The sequence below is a fragment of the Streptomyces sp. NBC_01320 genome (assembly GCF_035974375.1).
GTDB classification, from domain to species: Bacteria; Actinomycetota; Actinomycetes; order Streptomycetales; family Streptomycetaceae; genus Streptomyces; species Streptomyces yanii.
In genome coordinates, this window is the sequence record NZ_CP108390.1 from 7158239 (window position 1) to 7173909 (window position 15671).

The window sequence follows — 15671 nt, forward strand, 5'->3', positions numbered from 1 at the left end:
CCTGCGAGGTCCTGATCGACGGAAAAATTATGCGACATTCGTTCACCGTGAGTTAACGATGGTTCACTTCTGTGCACGGAGCGTCGCAATGAAGTCGGCCGACCTGAACGCGCGTAGATGTTCCGGATTCGGCCGGCGCCGCGCTGACCGGCGCTTATGCTCCTGCGGCACAGCCGCTCCTTCGCGTGCGCCCGGATTCTGGACGAGGTCTTCCGCTGAGCGGACTGGCTCGCTACTGTCCCCAAAAAGTGAACGCCCCGTGGCAGCGCCGCCGCGGAGCGCAGCCGGTGCCTTGGCCGCCGGCGGCCTCTCCGTGCGTCGCCGCTGGGACCGGCGACGCAACCTCCGTGAGGGTGCCGCCACTCACCGAAGAGGAGAGGGCGTCGTGACCGCGGAGACCTCCCAGACGCTCGACCGGGGACTACGCGTCCTCAAGCTGCTCGCCGACACCGACCACGGGCTGACCGTCACCGAGTTGTCCAACAAACTCGGCGTCAACCGCACCGTCGTCTACCGTCTGCTGGCCACACTGGAACAACACGCTCTGGTGCGCCGTGATCTGGGTGGCCGGGCCAGGGTGGGACTCGGCGTGCTGCGCCTGGGCCGCCAGGTGCATCCGTTGGTACGGGAGGCTGCGCTGCCCGCGCTGCGGTCCCTGGCCGAGGACATCGGAGCCACCGCCCACCTGACGCTGGTCGACGGCAGCGACGCGCTGGCGGTTGCCGTCGTCGAACCGACCTGGACCGACTATCACGTGGCCTACCGGGCCGGCTTCCGTCATCCGCTCGACAAGGGCGCCGCGGGCCGGGCGATCCTGGCCGCACGGGCGAAGCCGGTGTCCGAGACCGCGTTCACGCTCACACACGGCGAGCTGGAAGCGGGCGCGAGCGGCGCGGCGGCGGCCCTGATGGGGGTCACGGGCGTGGAGGGCAGTGTGGGCGTGGTGATGCTGGCGGACGTGGTACCGGAACGGGTCGGACCGCGAGTCGTCGACGCGGCGCGCGAGGTCGCGGACGCGTTGCGGTAGTACCGGGGTCGTCCGGTGGCCGCTGTGTCCTCCGCCGCCGGACGGGCTGGGTCGTGCTCGGACGGGCTGGGTCCGTGCTCCGGGCGGGCCTGTCGAACCCGTCCGGAGCCCGAGGACGAACCGGTCGGGCCTGCACACCACCGGCCGGGGGACGGGCCGGCCCCTCCCCGGACCGGCCGGGCGGATGAACCCGGCCGGGTTAGATTGGGCGGGTGCTCACTCGTCTCTCGCGCCCCCGCGTCCTCGCCCTGTGCGCCCTGCCCGTCGTCGCCCTCTTCGGCGTCGCCGCCTTCGCGCCGCTGCCGTTCACCGTGGCGCAGCCGGGCACGACCGCGAACGTACTCGGGGACGTCCACGGCACGCCCGTGATCAGCATCAAAGGCACGCCGACCCGTCCCACCAGGGGCCAGCTGCGGATGACGACCATCATCGCGACCGGGCCGACCGCGGACGTCGGCATGGGCGACGTGATCGACGGCTGGTTCCGGACCGACCGGGCGGTCCTGCCCCGCGAATCGGTCTACCCGACCGGCGGCTCCGAGAAGGAGATCGAGAAGCACAACCTCGAGGACATGAAGAAGTCGCAGAACTCCGCCGTGGACGCGGCCCTGCGGTACCTCGGCAAGGCGCCCGGATCGGTGGACGTGACCCTGCACCTCGCCGATGTGGGCGGGCCCAGTGCCGGTCTCTTCTTCGCTCTCGGCATCGTCGACAAGCTCGAAGGCAACGGCTCCGGCGGCGATCTCACCGGTGGCCGCACCGTTGCCGGCACGGGCACGATCGAGGCGGACGGGACGGTCGGCGCGGTCGGCGGCGTATCGCTGAAGACCCAGGCCGCCCGGCGCGACGGTGCCACTGTCTTCCTCGTGCCGAAGGCCGAGTGCAAGGCGGCGGGCGCCGAACTCCCCAAGGGGCTCAAGTTGATCCCGGTCACCACACTGAAGAGCGCGGTGTCCTCGCTCACGGCCCTCGACAAGGGGGCCAAGGCTCCGAGCTGCTGACACAGGGCGAGCCGGACATGCCCTGGGGCCTCTCGTCCGGATCATGCCAAACGGGTGGCGTCGGCCTTCGCCTCCGCACGCTCCTCCGCGGACGGCCGGTCGTCCATCGTGCGCCACACCGGGAAGATCATCGGACTCACCGTCGCCAGCGTGTAGACCGCGCCCAGAGCCAGGAGCGCACCGTCCGCCCCGATGCTCTCCACCAGAAGCCCCGCCAGCAGCCCGCCCACCGGCATCGCCAGTTCGCAGCCTGCGGTGAGCGCCCCGGATACCCGGCTGCGCAGCTGCTGCGGTACGCGTTCGTACGTCATCGTCGTCAGGATCGGGTTCAGGACCCCGCCCGCGAGGCCACCCAGCAGCATCGTCACCGCGAGTGGCAGCGTCGTGTCCGTCAGCGCGGCAACCACGAACCTCGGTCCACCGCACAGCACCACGCACACCGTGAACACCGCACGCCGCGAGAACCGGTGTCCCACCGCCCCGTACACCAGCGCGCCCGTCAGCCCGCCCGCCCCGAACAACGCGGTGAGTAGGCCGAGTTGGGGTGCGCCGCCCAGTTCGCGCTCGGCGTGCACCGGGAGCAGTACGGCGTTCCAGCCCTGATCGGTGCCGTTCATGAAGAGCACCATCACCACGACGGCCAGCAGCAGCCGGTTGGAGAACAGGTAGGCGTATCCCTCGCGCAGTTCGTGGCTGTACGTGCGCAGTGAGACCGGTGCCACCGCTTTTCGCGGTTCGGCCGCCTGTACCCCTCGTACGCCTGCCGCGATGAGCAGCGCGGACGCGCCGAAGGTCGCCGCGTCCAGCAGCAGCACGGTTTCCGCGCCGACGAGCGCGATCAGCACCCCGGCCAGTGCCGCGCCGGTCATCCTGGCGCCGCGCGAGGTGGCGTCGAAGAGGCTGGCGGCGCGGGTGACCGTGGTCCCGGCATGTTCGGCGAGGTCCGGCAGCAGGACGTAGCGCGCGGTGTTGCCGGGGGTGTGGACGAGTCCGTTCAGTGCCATCAGGGCGCAGAGCATCCAGAATTCGAGCGCCCCGGCGTAGTGGAGCAGCGGAATGGTCGCGATGGCGAGTGCGCAGACGGTGTCGGAGGCGACGGAGATCCGGCGCCGTCCGATCCGGTCGATGACGGGCCCGCCGATGACCGCGGAGATGATGATCGGCAGTGTGGCGCAGAAGGCGACGACTCCGGCCCGGCCGGCGCTGCCCGTGGTCTGCAGGACGAACCACGGAACCCCGATCAGGGTGAGCGAAGTGCCCGCGGTGGATATGCAGTTGGCCGCGAGAAGCGCGGCGAGCGGCTTGCGGTTCCCCCCGTCCATGGTTACGCCGTTCGCGGGGCGTGGGCGTGCCGGGGACGTCCGTTCGGCAGGATGCGCAGACCCAGCTCGACCAGGGTCCAGCCCAGTTGCGCACGCAGACCCGCGCGCGGCGGCCGCGGGGCGCGGAACTCGGAGGCCTGCTGCCGCAGTTCGGCGGAGCGGAGGTGGTGCAGCGTCAAGTGCGTGTCCGGATGCATGACGGGATTCCTCTCAGTCGGTGGGGCGCGGGAACATGTGCAGATGGGTGCGGACGACGGCCGAGCCCTCGGTGCCCTCGGGAACCCGGTCCCGGTAGCTGTCGATCAGGTCGTGGATCTTCTCGGCCAGCTCCAGTGAGAGCTCCGGGGTGAGCCGCAACTTGAAGTTGCTGAGGTCCGAGCTGCGCAGCCACTCATCGGGCCATTCGTGCATGGTGCCGAGCCAGGTGTTGAGCTCCTGGGCGTGCGTGGTGGCGATCTCGTGCAGGACGACTCCCATGGCGCCGCGCACCTCCGGGTCAGGGTCGCGGAGGAAGTTCGCGCTGCCGCCGAAGGCAATGCCCATGTGCACGGCCCGCCACCACCGTTCGCGTCCCTTGCCGAGCGTCGGGTCGTCCTCGACGAAGCCGTACGCGGCCAATTGCCGCAGGTGGTAGCTGGTGGCGCCGCTGGACTCGCCGAGCCGGTCCGCGAGCCCCGACGCGGTGGCGGGGCCGAACTCCCGGAGGGTGCCCAGCAGACGGATCCGGAGCGGGTGGGCGAGCGCGCGCAGGGTGCGGGCGTCGACCAGGTGGATGTTCGGATCGAGCGGCTTCTCGTCGCCGGCTTCGTTCGTTGCCATGTCTTGAGCGTAGACTTACAAAGGTCCCTTTGCAACGCTTCTTTGCAACATTTTCTTTGTAACTCCGGGAGGCGTCGGCCCCGGTTGCCCGCTACCCCTTCTTGATGAACCCCTCCGCGATCAGCCAGTCCTTCGCCACCTCGTGCGGGTCCTCCCCGTCCACATCCACCTTCGCGTTCAGCTGCTGCGCGACCTCGGTCGTCAGCCGCCTGCTGACCGGGTCCAACAGATCGGCGATCTGCGGGTACTTGTCGAAGGTCGCGGTGTGGATGACGGGCGCGGCGTTGTAGTTGGGGAAGAAGTGCTTGTCGTCCACGAGGACGTCGAGGTTCATCGCCTTGATCCGGCCGTCCGTGGTGAACACCTCGCCCAGCAGGCAGGAGTTGGACTTCGAGACCTGGGTGTAGATGATCCCGGCGTCCATCTTCCTGATGTTGGAGGCCGGGATCGACATCCCGTAGGCCTTCTCCATCCCCGGCAGTCCGTCGTCGCGCGAGGCGAACTCGTTCTCCACACAGATCGTCACCGCCGCCGGGTCCATCTTCGCCAGCGCGGCGACGTCGGAGAGCGTCCTCAGGTGGTACTCCGCGTTGTTCTTCTTGCTGACGGCCAGCGCGTAGGTGTTGTTGAGGGTGGACTGCGGCAGCCAGGTCACCCCGTTCTTCCGGTCCTCGTCCCGGACCGCCTCCCACTGCTTCAGCGGGTCGGCGATCGGTTTCGCATGGCCGAGGTACGTGATCCAGGCGGTGCCCGTGTACTCGTACATCGCGTCGGCGCCGCCCTTGATGATGGCCTCGCGCGCGCTGATCGAACCCGGCAGGTTCGTCCGGTCGAGGACCTCGGCACCGGCGGCCTTGAACACCAGGCCGATCATCTGGCCGAGGATGATGTTCTCGCTGAAGTTCTTCGAGGTGACGGTCAGCGAGGCACCGCCCAGTGGCTGCCCCCGGCCGACCGAGCCCGGCACCACGTCGTCGACCATCGGCGAACCGCTCTTCAGCCCGCACCCGGCGAGCGTCACCCAGAGCAGCATCAGGGTCCCGAGGAGACCGGCCGCCCTGAGCCTTCGTGCAGCTCCCTTCCCCGTGCTCACGCCCCCACCTCCAGCCCGCGCGGCGTCAAGGCCACCTCGACCAGGGAGGCCAGCCAGTCCACCAGCAGCGCCAGCACCACCGTCAGCACGGAACCGAGCACCAGTACCGGCATCCGCTGCGTCTGGATGCCCGACGTGATCAGGTCCCCCAGCCCGCCGCCCCCGACGAACGTCGCCAGCGTCGCCGTGCCGACATTGAGGACCAGCGCCGTCCGTACCCCCGCCAGGATCAGCGGGACGGCGAGCGGCAGTTCGACCTTCGTCAGCGTCCCCATCGCCGACATGCCGATGCCGCGCGAGGCCTCGACCAGATTCGGCTCGATCGCCCTGAGACCGGCCACGGTGTTGGAGAACACCGGCAGAACGGCGTAGATCACCATGCCGATGATCGCGGTCGACGGGCCGATGCCCAGCCAGATCACCAGCAGTGCCAGCAGGCCGATCGCCGGGGTCGCCTGGCCGACGTTGGCGAGGACCGTGACCAGCGGGGCGCCCCGGCGCAGCCTGCGCCGGGTCAGTGCGATCCCGAGCGGAATGGCGATGATCAGCACCCAGAAGGTGGAGATCGCGGTCAGTTTGACGTGCTGCCACCAGCGCAGCTGCACATTGCCGCCGGTCAGCGAGTTCTTCGCGATCGAGTCGAGGTGGACGTTGGTGATCCACAGATAGGTGAGGGCGAGGACGACCGCCAGGGCGGCCGGCATCAGCACCAGCTTGCGCCAGGTGATCCGGCGCCGCGGCGCGGCGGGCGGCGGCACGGGTTCCTCCTCCTCGTCGCGGAAGACGTCCTGGACGTCGTCCTCGCCCGGCAGCGCGGACGACGACGGGCGTTCCCCGGGCCCCGGCGGCACCGACCGGTGGGGATTCATGTCATGGGGATTCATGTGCCCCCACCGCCCTCCAGCTCCTGCTCGGTCTGATGGGCGCGCAGCTCCTCCAGATCGTGCTGGTGCTCGATGGCGGTGAGCCGGTCGGCCTCGAGGAGCTCATGAACGGAGTTCATCAGGGTCTCCATGTCGACGACCCCGATGAACTCGCCGCGCCGTCCCGTCGCCGCGACCCGTCCTCCGCTGTCGAGCAGTACGGCCTCCAGCGCGTCGTGCAGTGTGGCGTCCAGGGTCACCGTGTCGTGGACCAGCTGCCCGGCGCGCGCCAGCGAGCCCCGGGCCCGCATCAGGTCGCCGCGCCTCAGCCACTTGTACGGGCGGTTCCTGCGGTCCAGCATCAGGAGCTCGTTGTGCGGGCCTCTGCGCAGCTTGTTGAAGATCGACTGGAGCGGGTCGTCGACCGTCACCGTGGGGAACTCGGCGATCCCCACATCCCGTACCCGGGTCAGATTGAGCCGCTTCAGCGCCGCGCCCGCGCCGACGAATCCGGAGACGAAATCGTCCGCCGGGTTGGTGAGGATCGCCTCCGGGGTGTCGAACTGCGCGATGTGCGATCGCTCCCGCAGCACGGCGATCCGGTCGCCCAGCTTGATCGCCTCGTCGAAGTCGTGGGTGACGAACACGATCGTCTTGTGCAGCTCGTGCTGCAGCCGGATCAGCTCGTCCTGGAGGTGGTCGCGGGTGATCGGGTCGACGGCGCCGAACGGCTCGTCCATCAGCAGCACCGGCGGGTCGGCAGCCAGTGCCCGCGCCACGCCCACCCGCTGCTGCTGACCGCCGGACAGCTGCCGCGGATAGCGCCCGTGGAACTCCCTCGGGTCGAGACCGACCAGATCGAGCATCTCCTCGACCCGGTCCTTCACCTTCGACTTCGACCAGCCGACCATCTTCGGTACGAGGGCGATGTTCTCGGCGACCGTCATGTGCGGGAACAGCCCGGACGACTGGATCGCGTACCCGACCTTGCGGCGCAGCTTCACCGGGTCGATGCCGGTGACATCCTCGTCGTTGATCCTGATCCGGCCGGACGTCGGCTCGATCAGCCGGTTGATCATCTTCAGGGTGGTGGACTTCCCGCAGCCGGACGGCCCGACGAAGATCACCGTCTCGCCGGCCTTGATGTCCATCGAGACGTTGTCCACGGCCGGGCTCGGATTGCCCGGGTAGAGCTTGGTCAGGTCCTCCAGCTGGATGGTGGCACCGGAGGTGACGGTGGGTGTCCCGGCTGCCCCGGTGTCGGTCTCAGGCACGGATCCCCCTGGGAATGGTCAGCCGCCCGAGCAGGACGTACGCGGCGTCGAAGAGCAGAGCGAGGATGACGATGCCGAGCGTGCCCGCGAGAACCTGATTGAGCGCGTTGGCGCTGCCCAGTGAGGCGATGCCGCGGAAGATCTCGTTGCCGAGTCCGGGGCCGGAGGCGTACGCGGCAATGGCGGCGATGCCCATCAGCATCTGCGTGGAGACGCGGATGCCGGTGAGGATCGGCGGCCAGGCGAGTGGCAGCTCGACCCTGCAGAGCCGGGCGATCCGTGACATCCCGATGCCCTTCGCCGCGTCGACGAGGGACGGATCGACGCCGCGCAGCCCGACGATGGAGTTGCGGACGACCGGCAGGAGCCCGTACATCGTCAGAGTGATCACGGTGGGCGGGACGCCGAGCCCGACCAGCGGGATCAGCAGACCGATCGCGGCGAGGGACGGGATGGTGAGGATGGTGGCCGTGGTGGTGATGGCCAGCGAACCGCCCCAGTTGCTGCGATAGGTGACGATCCCGATCAGGATGCCGAGCGCGGTGGCGATGACCATGCACTGGAACACGGCGCTGACGTGCTGGTACGCGTCGGTGAGCAGCTGCTGGTGCCGATTGCCCAGATACTCCCAGAAGCTCACACGTCACTCCTCGGCTCAGTCGCTGTCCTCCGCGGCCTGCTCGACGAGCGGGATGATGCGCAGAGGCACCGGGTTCTCCATGACGATCGCCGTGGAGGCCCGGACAATGCCATCAAAACCGACAACCCGGTCGATCACCCGCTGAAGGTCGGCGTTGGACCGGGCGACGAGCCGGCACAGCATGTCGCCGTGCCCGGTGGTGGTGTGCAGCTCCAGAACTTCCGGGACGCCGTCCAAATGGGCCCGCACATCGGCGCCTTGACCCTGCTTGATCTCCAGGGTGGCGAAGGCGGTGACGGGGTAGCCGAGGGCCGCCGGATCGACATCGGGGCCGAATCCGCGGATGACTCCATTCGACTGAAGCCGGTCGAGGCGCGCCTGCGCGGTGCCGCGGGCCACCCCGAGCCGGCGCGACGCTTCCAGCACCCCGATCCGGGGCTCGCGCGCAAGCAGCACGATGAGCCGCCCGTCCAGATGATCGATCGCCATACGCGGTCTCCCCATGGTCACCATGTACAGATAGTCTGCTCATCCAAGCAAACCTGTGTACAGGCTGCTCAGCAAAAACGCGAACTATTGCGCACCTTGCGATGCGGGGAGAGTCTTCCCTCATGACTGAGACGCTGTACAACACCCCTGACACCGTCCGGCAGGCCGACCCCTTCCCGGTCAAGGGAATGGACGCGGTCGTCTTCGCCGTGGGCAATGCCAAGCAGGCCGCGCACTACTACTCGACCGCCTTCGGCATGAAGCTCGTCGCCTACTCCGGACCGGAGAACGGCAGCCGCGAGACCGCCAGTTATGTGCTGACCAACGGTTCGGCACGCTTTGTCCTCACCTCCGTCATCAAGGCATCCACCGACCACGGCCGCTTCCTGGCCGACCACGTGGCCGAGCACGGCGACGGCGTGGTCGACCTGGCCATCGAGGTCCCGGACGCACGGGCGGCGTACGCGTACGCCGTCGAGCACGGCGCCCTGGGCCTCACCGAGCCGCACGAGGTCAAGGACGAGCACGGCACGGTGGTGCTCGCCGCGATCGCCACGTACGGCCAGACCCGCCACACCCTCGTCGAGCGTTCCGGCTACGACGGCCCGTACCTCCCCGGCTTCGTGGCCGTGGCCCCGATCGTCGAACCGCCCGCCAAGCGCACCTTCCAGGCCATCGACCACTGCGTCGGCAATGTGGAACTGGGCCGGATGAACGAGTGGGTCGGCTTCTACAACAAGGTCATGGGCTTCACCAACATGAAGGAGTTCGTGGGCGACGACATCGCCACCGAGTACTCCGCCCTCATGTCGAAGGTCGTCGCCGACGGCACCCTGAAGGTGAAGTTCCCGATCAACGAACCGGCGATCGCGAAGAAGAAGTCGCAGATCGACGAGTACCTGGAGTTCTACGGCGGCGCGGGCGTCCAGCACATCGCCCTCGCCACCAACGACATCGTCGCGTCGGTCCGCGCGATGCGCGCGGCCGGCGTCCAGTTCCTGGACACCCCCGACTCGTACTACGACACCCTCGGCGAATGGGCGGGCGAGACCCGCGTGCCGGTCGAGACGCTGCGCGAGCTGAAGATCCTCGTCGACCGCGACGAGGACGGATACCTGCTGCAGATCTTCACCAAGCCGGTCCAGGACCGCCCGACGGTCTTCTTCGAGATGATCGAACGCCACGGCTCGATGGGCTTCGGCAAGGGCAACTTCAAGGCCCTGTTCGAGGCGATCGAGCGCGAGCAGGAGAAGCGCGGCAACCTCTGAGCCCAGGCGGCTCCTCCATGGAGGCGGGGTTTCCGACGGATCCGGAGTCCCCGCCTCTCGTACCCCCGCCTCTCGTACCCCCGCCTTGTCCGTCTGCACCGCCCTCGTGGCAACGGGCGCACCACTCGCAGGTCTCGCCCCCCGCCGCCGCCGTCGGTGCGGCGGCACCGAACGCGGCACCGAAGCTCCTGGCCGCCGACCTCGGGCCGGGGAGACCGTGGATCCGGCTGCAGGACGATCCCGGCGACGCCGGCCGGACGCGCGGGATCCGGGCCGTCCGGCGATCGAACCGGCGCCGAACCCACGCGAAGATCCGCCGCGCCCCCGTCAGCGGCTGCCCGGCGCAGACGAGGCCGGGGGCGTGGGAGTGTCCGTGGTCCCCGTCGTTCCGGCCGGTGCCGCCGTCGGGGCGCCCTGCTGCGCGGGCGGGGCCTCGGACGGTTCCTGGGACTGCTGAGGGGGTTTCGGGGAAGGCGTCGGTTCGGGGGCCGGGGGCACCTCCTGCGGGCCCAGCCGATCCAGGGACTCCTGGGCCGATGGGGCGTCCAGCGGGCTGAAGTGGGGGTTCGTGCGCAGCGCCTCCTCCAGGTGGCGGCGGGCCGGGCCGTGGTTCCCGAGCCTTTGTTCGATCATGCCCAGGTGGTACGCGTACAGGGCCGTCCCACCACCTGTGTCCGCCGCCTGCCGCGCGTATGTCAGCGCACTCTGCGAGTCGCCCGATCGGTACAGCGCCCAGCCCAGCGCGTCCGCCACTGCCGCGCTGTGGTGCTGTCGGTCCCACTCCGCCCGCAGCAGCCCCACCGCCCGCGACGCATCACCGTGGTCGGCCTCGAAGCGGCCGAGGAGCAGGGACTCGTCGACCCCGTGGCCGCTCTCCTGGGCCAGGGTTCCGCGGAGCTTCGTGTACTGGCCCCGGGAGTCGTCGTCGAGCCCCAGCGACTCGTACAACTCACCGAGTTCCAGCATGTATGCGGGGCTCGGGCGCCGGGACAGCGCCGCCCGGTAGTCGCGCTGCGCCTCGTCCGTACGGCCCAGGGCCGCCAGCGCCCGCGCCCGGCCCGCGAGCGACGGAGGGTGGGCGCGATCCGTCCGCAGGGCCGCGTTGTACTGCGTCACCGCCTCCTCGGGTTCGCCCCGCTCCCAGGCCAGTTCGCCCAGCCGGAACAGGCAGTCCGTCTTCTCGGCGGGGGTGGTGGCCCGGTTCGCCGCATCCTGCGCGATCGCCAGGGCATCCTCGCGCCGGCCCTCGTTCCGGTACCACTGCGCCGTCCACGAGAGCGCCGGTACGCCCGAGCGGAGCGCCGTGAAGCTCTCCACCGCCCGGCCGGCCGCCGTGTACTGGCCGAGTCCGTTGTACGCGTCGATCAGGACCGGGTACGCCGTCCAGTCCTTCGGCCGCCGGGCCCGTACCGTCTCGCCCCACTTCTTCGCCGTGACGAAGTCGTGCCGCGCATTGGCGAGCGCCGCCAGCCCCACCCAGGCCGCGGTGTTCCCCCGGGCACCCGGCTGTACGTCCAGCGAGCGCCTCAGTGCCCGCTCGGCCCGCCCGTAGTACGCCACGTCCGCGGAACGCCGCCCCCACTCCACGTACGCCGATCCGAGCACCGCCCACGATCGCGCGTCGGACGGATGCGTGCCCACCCAGCTCTGCCGGTCCCCGATCAGCGCCGTCAGGTCGGCGAGGGAGGCGGGGGCGCCCGCGTTGGTCGCCGTCAGGGCGCGCATGACCGGTCCCGGCGCAGGCGGCGGCGCGACCTTCTTCTCGTCGTCCGGTACGGACACGACCGCACCCGTGACCAGCACGGCAGCCGCCACCGCACCGACCGCGGCCCGACGCAGTGTCGTACGCAGCGAGACCGGCGGGGGATCGGCCGACGCCTCGGGGTCCGGGGCGGGCGGTGGTTCGGAGCCGGGGAGCGACGACGTCTGCGGTGGGGAATCGTCCGGATCGGATGAAGGGGGCGCGTGATCCGACTGGGGGGACTCCGGAGGCTGCTGCGGCATGACATCCATGCCGATCACTCTGCGTCGGTATGAAGATCACACCGTGTTGTGCGAACGCTGCCGCAGACGGGTTCACACCATTGGCCCCGGGTGTCACGCTTGGATCATGGATGATCTTCTCGAACGACTGCGCGCGGGCCTTCCCGCCGAGGCCCTGATCACCGATCCGGATGTCACGGCCTCGTACGCCCACGACATGGCGAGCTTCTGCGACGCGGGCGCTCCGGCCGTGGTGGTGCTGCCGCGCACGGTCGAGCAGGTCCAGCACGTCATGCGCACGGCGACCGCGCTGCGTGTGCCGGTCGTCCCGCAGGGCGCCCGTACCGGCCTGTCGGGCGCGGCCAACGCCTCCGACGGCTGCATCGTGCTGTCCCTGGTGAAGATGGACCGGATCCTGGAGATCAACCCGGTCGACCGGATCGCCGTCGTCGAACCGGGCGTCATCAACGCCGTGCTGTCCCGTGCGGTCAACGAACACGGCCTGTACTACCCGCCGGACCCGTCCAGCTGGGAAATGTGCACCATCGGCGGCAACATCGGCACCGCGTCCGGCGGGCTGTGCTGCGTGAAGTACGGCGTCACCGCCGAGTACGTACTCGGCCTCGAGGTCGTCCTCGCCGACGGGCGCCTCCTGACGACCGGCCGCCGGACCGCGAAGGGCGTCGCCGGATACGACCTCACCCGGCTCTTCGTCGGCTCCGAGGGCAGCCTCGGCATCGTCGTCCGCGCCGTGCTCGCCCTGAAACCGCAGCCGCCGCAGCAACTCGTCCTCGCCGCCGAGTTCCCGTCCGCGGCAGCCGCCTGCGACGCCGTCTGCCGGATCATGGAGCGCGGCCACACGCCGTCACTCCTCGAACTGATGGACCGTACAACGGTCCACGCCGTCAACACGATGTCTCACATGGGTCTCCCCGACTCCACCGAGGCACTGCTCCTGGCCGCCTTCGATACCCCGGACCCCACCGCCGACCTCGCCGCCGTCGCCGAACTCTGTACCACCGCCGGTGCCACCGAAGTGGTCCCCGCGGCCGACGCCGCCGAATCCGAACTCCTCCTCCAGGCCCGACGGATGTCGCTGACCGCCCTGGAGGCCGTCAAGTCGGCCACGATGATCGACGACGTGTGCGTACCGCGCTCCAGACTCGGCGCCATGATCGAGGGGACGGCGGCCATCGCGCGGAAGTACGACCTCACCATCGGCGTCTGCGCCCACGCGGGCGACGGCAACACCCACCCCGTCGTCTGCTTCGACCACACCGACGCCGACGAGTCGCGCCGGGCCCGTGAATCCTTCGACGAGATCATGGCGCTGGGCCTCGAACTCGGCGGCACCATCACCGGCGAACACGGCGTCGGCGTCCTGAAGAAGGAATGGCTGGCCCGCGAACTCGGCGAGGTGAGCGTCGAGATGCACCGGGGCATCAAGGCGGCGTTCGACCCGCTGGGGCTGCTCAATCCCGGCAAGGTCTTCTGACGGCGCCGGTCGACCGCGCATCAGCCCTCGCCGTCCGTCGACTCGTCCGACGGCCACGGGTCGCTCAGCCACAGGTCGTCGGCCGGCAACGGCGCGAGCAGATCGGCCAGAGCGGCGTCGATGCCGAGCCGCCCGGTCTCGGTGCCGGGCGGCACCAGCCGCAGCGTCCGCACCACCCACGCGGCCACGGTGGAGGACGGCGCCTCAAGCAGCGCATCGCCGTCGGGTGAACTCAGCGCCATGCAGAGGACGTTGCGCCGCTCGATCCTGTCCGGCCAGATCCGCACGTCCCCGTGCCCGCAGGGCCGGAACACGCCCTCGACCAGCAGATCGCGGGCGAACGTCCAGTGCACGGGGAAGTCGGAGCCGATGTGAAAGGTGATGTGCACGGCGTACGGATCCTCCGTGCGGTACGTCAGCCGGGCCGGAACGGGGATGCTCCGCTCCGGCGACAGGACCAGCTCGACTTCCAGTTCGCGTTCCACGACGGTGTGCATGAGTGCGTCCTTTCGGTGCCTGTGGACCGGTCCCCTGACCGGCCCACACATGGAGAGAGCGCCCTCCCCGCCTCCTATGACGCGACTTCCGGAAAGAACTTCACCGTGACCGGAAAGTGCCCCAAACGCCGGGACCGGCCCGGGGGTACGCGGCTGTCTGATAGATGTGGTCCGTTGACTTGAGGCTTCGAAGAGATACGGGACCACGGTGATGAGCGCCCCAACCCCGGCACCCGGTGACGACAGGCCCCGCGAGGGGTACTACCCCGACCCGTCCATTCCCGGATATGTCCGGTACTGGAACGGCGCTTCGTGGGTTCCCGGTACGAGCCGTCCTGCGCCCCAGCAGGGCGAATCGATGGCCGCGACGCCCTCCGAGGGGGCAACGCCCGAACCGCAGCCGCAACCTTCGGCACCGATGTCCGCCCAGGCGTCCGGTCCGACCTACGCGCCGGTGGACGAAACCGGTCCGGTCTTCCTCGACGAGGAGCCGTACGACAGCGACCGACCCGAACCCTCGTCCGCCTGGCAGGCCGACGCCTCCCGGCAGACCGGCTTCGGCGGGGAACGCGACCGGCGGGTGTCCTGGGGCGACACAGGCGGTACGGGGCAGCCGGACGGGGCCGGAGCAGCGGGCCGGGTCCCTGAGGACCGGGCACCGGGAAGCGAGGCTCCCGCCGACCGGGCCCCCGCGGACCCGCGCCTGCCCGCGCCGCAGGACCCCACGGGTGGTGCGCTGCCGGGCATGCGGGGCGGCAACAGCCAGGTCCCCGAGCGAACGGTCGCGATCCGGGCCGACCGACCGGTCGAGCCCGGGGGCGGCAGCGGTGAGGCGGGACGTCCGCCCGCCGACGGTACGGTCACGACCCGCCCCGTGGGACAGGGGGGCCGGTCGCCCCGTCCCCGCAACGCGGAACAGGAACCGGCCGGCGGGACCATGGCGATCCGCGCGGTTCCCCCCGGCGCCGGCGCCCCGCAGCCCTCCGCAGCGGCACCTGCTCCGGCTCCCACGCCCGCTCAGGCCGCCGTCCCGGCCCCGGCGCCCGCGCCCGCCCCGGCCAATCCGCTCACCCCCGGCCCCGGCGGCGGAGCCGCCTCCTGGGCGCAGCAGGCCCACCAGCTCGCCGCGCCCCAGCAGGCCGCCCACCGGCAGCCCCAGCTCCCGCAACAGCAGCAATTCCCGCCCCAGCAGTCCCAGCAGGCCGTGCAATCCCAGCAGCGTGTCGGTGCGCAGCCGGCTCAGCCGGACGGCCCGGTCGTGCCCTGGAAGCCCCCGGTCAACGACCACTTCCAGCAGCTCGCACAGGCGCAGGCGGCCGCCCGCCCCGCCGGGCTCGGCAAGCGGTTCGCCGCCCGGCTCGTCGACACGGTCGTGCTGGGCGCGCTCGTCGGCGCGATCGGGTTCCCGCTCGTCTCGCGGGCGATGGACCACATCGGCGACAAGATCGACGCGGCGAAGCTGTCCGGCCAGACGGTCACCGTCTGGCTGGTGGACTCCACCACGGCCGGGCTGTTCGGCGGGGTGCTCGGTGCGTTCCTGGTGCTCGGCGTGCTGTTGGAGGCCCTGCCGACCGCGAAGTGGGGCCGTACGCTCGGCAAGAAGCTCTGCGGGCTGGAGGTACGGGACATCGAGTCCCACGGGGCGCCCTCCTTCGGTGCCGCGCTCCGCCGCTGGCTGGTCTACGGAGTGCTCGGTCTTCTGGTCATCGGTGTGGTCAATGTCCTGTGGTGTCTGTTCGACCGCCCGTGGCGGCAGTGCTGGCACGACAAGGCGGCACACACGTTCGTGGCGGGCTGACGACGAGCACGACGAATCCGCGCGGGCGGCCCTCGCGGCTGACGGCTCATCGGGTGAGGGGCGACTGCTCCGTGCCCCGTTCCCCCGAACGCACCTGAGCCG

General features: G+C 70.3%; 15 protein-coding genes. 5 read left to right on the top strand and 10 right to left on the bottom strand.

Features of this window, described 5'->3' with window-relative positions:
* The first annotated feature begins 385 nt into the window (after window positions 1–385).
* Together OG395_RS32530 and OG395_RS32535 are read left to right on the top strand one after the other, a co-directional pair.
* The gene (locus OG395_RS32530; RefSeq protein ID WP_327246100.1) at window positions 386–1027 is read left to right on the top strand and encodes an IclR family transcriptional regulator; all 642 of its coding nucleotides are present in this window, start codon (window positions 386–388) and stop codon (window positions 1025–1027) included.
* A gap of 212 nt (window positions 1028–1239) precedes the next feature.
* Window positions 1240–2028 carry a S16 family serine protease gene (locus OG395_RS32535; protein ID WP_327246101.1) on the top strand — a complete coding sequence of 263 codons (789 nt, stop codon included), beginning with the start codon at window positions 1240–1242 and terminating at the stop codon, window positions 2026–2028.
* Between the two features lie 41 nt (window positions 2029–2069).
* Here the strand turns inward: OG395_RS32535 and OG395_RS32540 are convergent, their stop codons facing one another.
* The 8 genes from OG395_RS32540 to OG395_RS32575 all read right to left on the bottom strand — a co-directional run bounded on the left by OG395_RS32540 (window position 2070) and on the right by OG395_RS32575 (window position 8528).
* The gene (locus OG395_RS32540; RefSeq protein WP_327246102.1) at window positions 2070–3350 is read right to left on the bottom strand and encodes an MFS transporter; all 1281 of its coding nucleotides are present in this window, start codon (window positions 3348–3350) and stop codon (window positions 2070–2072) included.
* Window positions 3351–3352: 2 nt separating this feature from the next.
* Window positions 3353–3547, bottom strand: a complete 195-nt coding sequence (locus OG395_RS32545; protein WP_266985121.1) for a hypothetical protein — start codon at window positions 3545–3547, stop codon at window positions 3353–3355.
* A gap of 13 nt (window positions 3548–3560) precedes the next feature.
* The gene (locus tag OG395_RS32550) at window positions 3561–4169 is read right to left on the bottom strand and encodes an ArsR/SmtB family transcription factor (RefSeq protein WP_327246103.1); all 609 of its coding nucleotides are present in this window, start codon (window positions 4167–4169) and stop codon (window positions 3561–3563) included.
* A 91-nt stretch (window positions 4170–4260) separates the two neighbouring features.
* Window positions 4261–5202, bottom strand: coding sequence for a glycine betaine ABC transporter substrate-binding protein (locus tag OG395_RS32555; RefSeq protein WP_327249527.1), 942 nt, complete (start codon window positions 5200–5202; stop codon window positions 4261–4263).
* Window positions 5203–5258: 56 nt separating this feature from the next.
* Window positions 5259–6131: an ABC transporter permease gene (locus OG395_RS32560; protein ID WP_327249528.1), complete on the bottom strand. Its 873-nt coding sequence runs from the start codon at window positions 6129–6131 to the stop codon at window positions 5259–5261.
* An 11-nt stretch (window positions 6132–6142) separates the two neighbouring features.
* Complete coding sequence (locus OG395_RS32565) at window positions 6143–7399, bottom strand: ABC transporter ATP-binding protein (RefSeq protein ID WP_327246104.1); 1257 nt, start codon at window positions 7397–7399, stop codon at window positions 6143–6145.
* On the bottom strand, window positions 7392–8039 hold the full coding sequence (locus OG395_RS32570) for an ABC transporter permease (RefSeq protein ID WP_327246105.1): 648 nt from the start codon (window positions 8037–8039) through the stop codon (window positions 7392–7394). Before OG395_RS32570 ends, OG395_RS32565 begins: the two co-directional genes overlap by 8 nt.
* A gap of 15 nt (window positions 8040–8054) precedes the next feature.
* Window positions 8055–8528, bottom strand: a complete 474-nt coding sequence (locus tag OG395_RS32575; RefSeq protein WP_266985129.1) for an Lrp/AsnC family transcriptional regulator — start codon at window positions 8526–8528, stop codon at window positions 8055–8057.
* Between the two features lie 122 nt (window positions 8529–8650).
* Between OG395_RS32575 and hppD the strand changes: the two genes are divergently transcribed.
* Window positions 8651–9796, top strand: coding sequence for a 4-hydroxyphenylpyruvate dioxygenase (gene hppD / locus OG395_RS32580; protein ID WP_266985131.1), 1146 nt, complete (start codon window positions 8651–8653; stop codon window positions 9794–9796).
* Window positions 9797–10123: 327 nt separating this feature from the next.
* On the opposite strand, the gene OG395_RS32585 is transcribed toward hppD, so the two are convergent.
* Window positions 10124–11809, bottom strand: a complete 1686-nt coding sequence (locus OG395_RS32585) for a tetratricopeptide repeat protein (RefSeq protein ID WP_327246106.1) — start codon at window positions 11807–11809, stop codon at window positions 10124–10126.
* Between the two features lie 97 nt (window positions 11810–11906).
* Between OG395_RS32585 and OG395_RS32590 the strand changes: the two genes are divergently transcribed.
* Window positions 11907–13274, top strand: coding sequence for an FAD-binding oxidoreductase (locus OG395_RS32590; RefSeq protein WP_327246107.1), 1368 nt, complete (start codon window positions 11907–11909; stop codon window positions 13272–13274).
* Window positions 13275–13294: 20 nt separating this feature from the next.
* On the opposite strand, the gene OG395_RS32595 is transcribed toward OG395_RS32590, so the two are convergent.
* Complete coding sequence (locus OG395_RS32595; RefSeq protein WP_327246108.1) at window positions 13295–13771, bottom strand: SsgA family sporulation/cell division regulator; 477 nt, start codon at window positions 13769–13771, stop codon at window positions 13295–13297.
* A 211-nt stretch (window positions 13772–13982) separates the two neighbouring features.
* Here OG395_RS32595 and OG395_RS32600 point away from each other — a divergent pair, with 211 nt between their 5' ends.
* Window positions 13983–15569, top strand: coding sequence for an RDD family protein (locus tag OG395_RS32600; protein ID WP_327246109.1), 1587 nt, complete (start codon window positions 13983–13985; stop codon window positions 15567–15569).
* Window positions 15570–15671: the final 102 nt, after the last annotated feature.

What these genes read in the sequence shown, in the direction of transcription:
- OG395_RS32590 (WP_327246107.1), top strand. Translation starts at nt 11,907, where the DNA reads ATGGATGATCTTCTCGAACGACTGCGCGCGGGCCTTCCCGCCGAGGCC.
- OG395_RS32600 (WP_327246109.1), top strand. Translation starts at nt 13,983, where the DNA reads ATGAGCGCCCCAACCCCGGCACCCGGTGACGACAGGCCCCGCGAGGGG.
- OG395_RS32575 (WP_266985129.1), bottom strand. Translation starts at nt 8,528, where the DNA reads ATGGCGATCGATCATCTGGACGGGCGGCTCATCGTGCTGCTTGCGCGC.
- OG395_RS32540 (WP_327246102.1), bottom strand. Translation starts at nt 3,350, where the DNA reads ATGGACGGGGGGAACCGCAAGCCGCTCGCCGCGCTTCTCGCGGCCAAC.
- hppD (WP_266985131.1), top strand. Translation starts at nt 8,651, where the DNA reads ATGACTGAGACGCTGTACAACACCCCTGACACCGTCCGGCAGGCCGAC.
- OG395_RS32550 (WP_327246103.1), bottom strand. Translation starts at nt 4,169, where the DNA reads ATGGCAACGAACGAAGCCGGCGACGAGAAGCCGCTCGATCCGAACATC.
- OG395_RS32585 (WP_327246106.1), bottom strand. Translation starts at nt 11,809, where the DNA reads ATGGATGTCATGCCGCAGCAGCCTCCGGAGTCCCCCCAGTCGGATCAC.
- OG395_RS32595 (WP_327246108.1), bottom strand. Translation starts at nt 13,771, where the DNA reads ATGCACACCGTCGTGGAACGCGAACTGGAAGTCGAGCTGGTCCTGTCG.
- OG395_RS32555 (WP_327249527.1), bottom strand. Translation starts at nt 5,202, where the DNA reads ATGCTGCTCTGGGTGACGCTCGCCGGGTGCGGGCTGAAGAGCGGTTCG.
- OG395_RS32545 (WP_266985121.1), bottom strand. Translation starts at nt 3,547, where the DNA reads ATGCATCCGGACACGCACTTGACGCTGCACCACCTCCGCTCCGCCGAA.
- OG395_RS32560 (WP_327249528.1), bottom strand. Translation starts at nt 6,131, where the DNA reads ATGAATCCCCACCGGTCGGTGCCGCCGGGGCCCGGGGAACGCCCGTCG.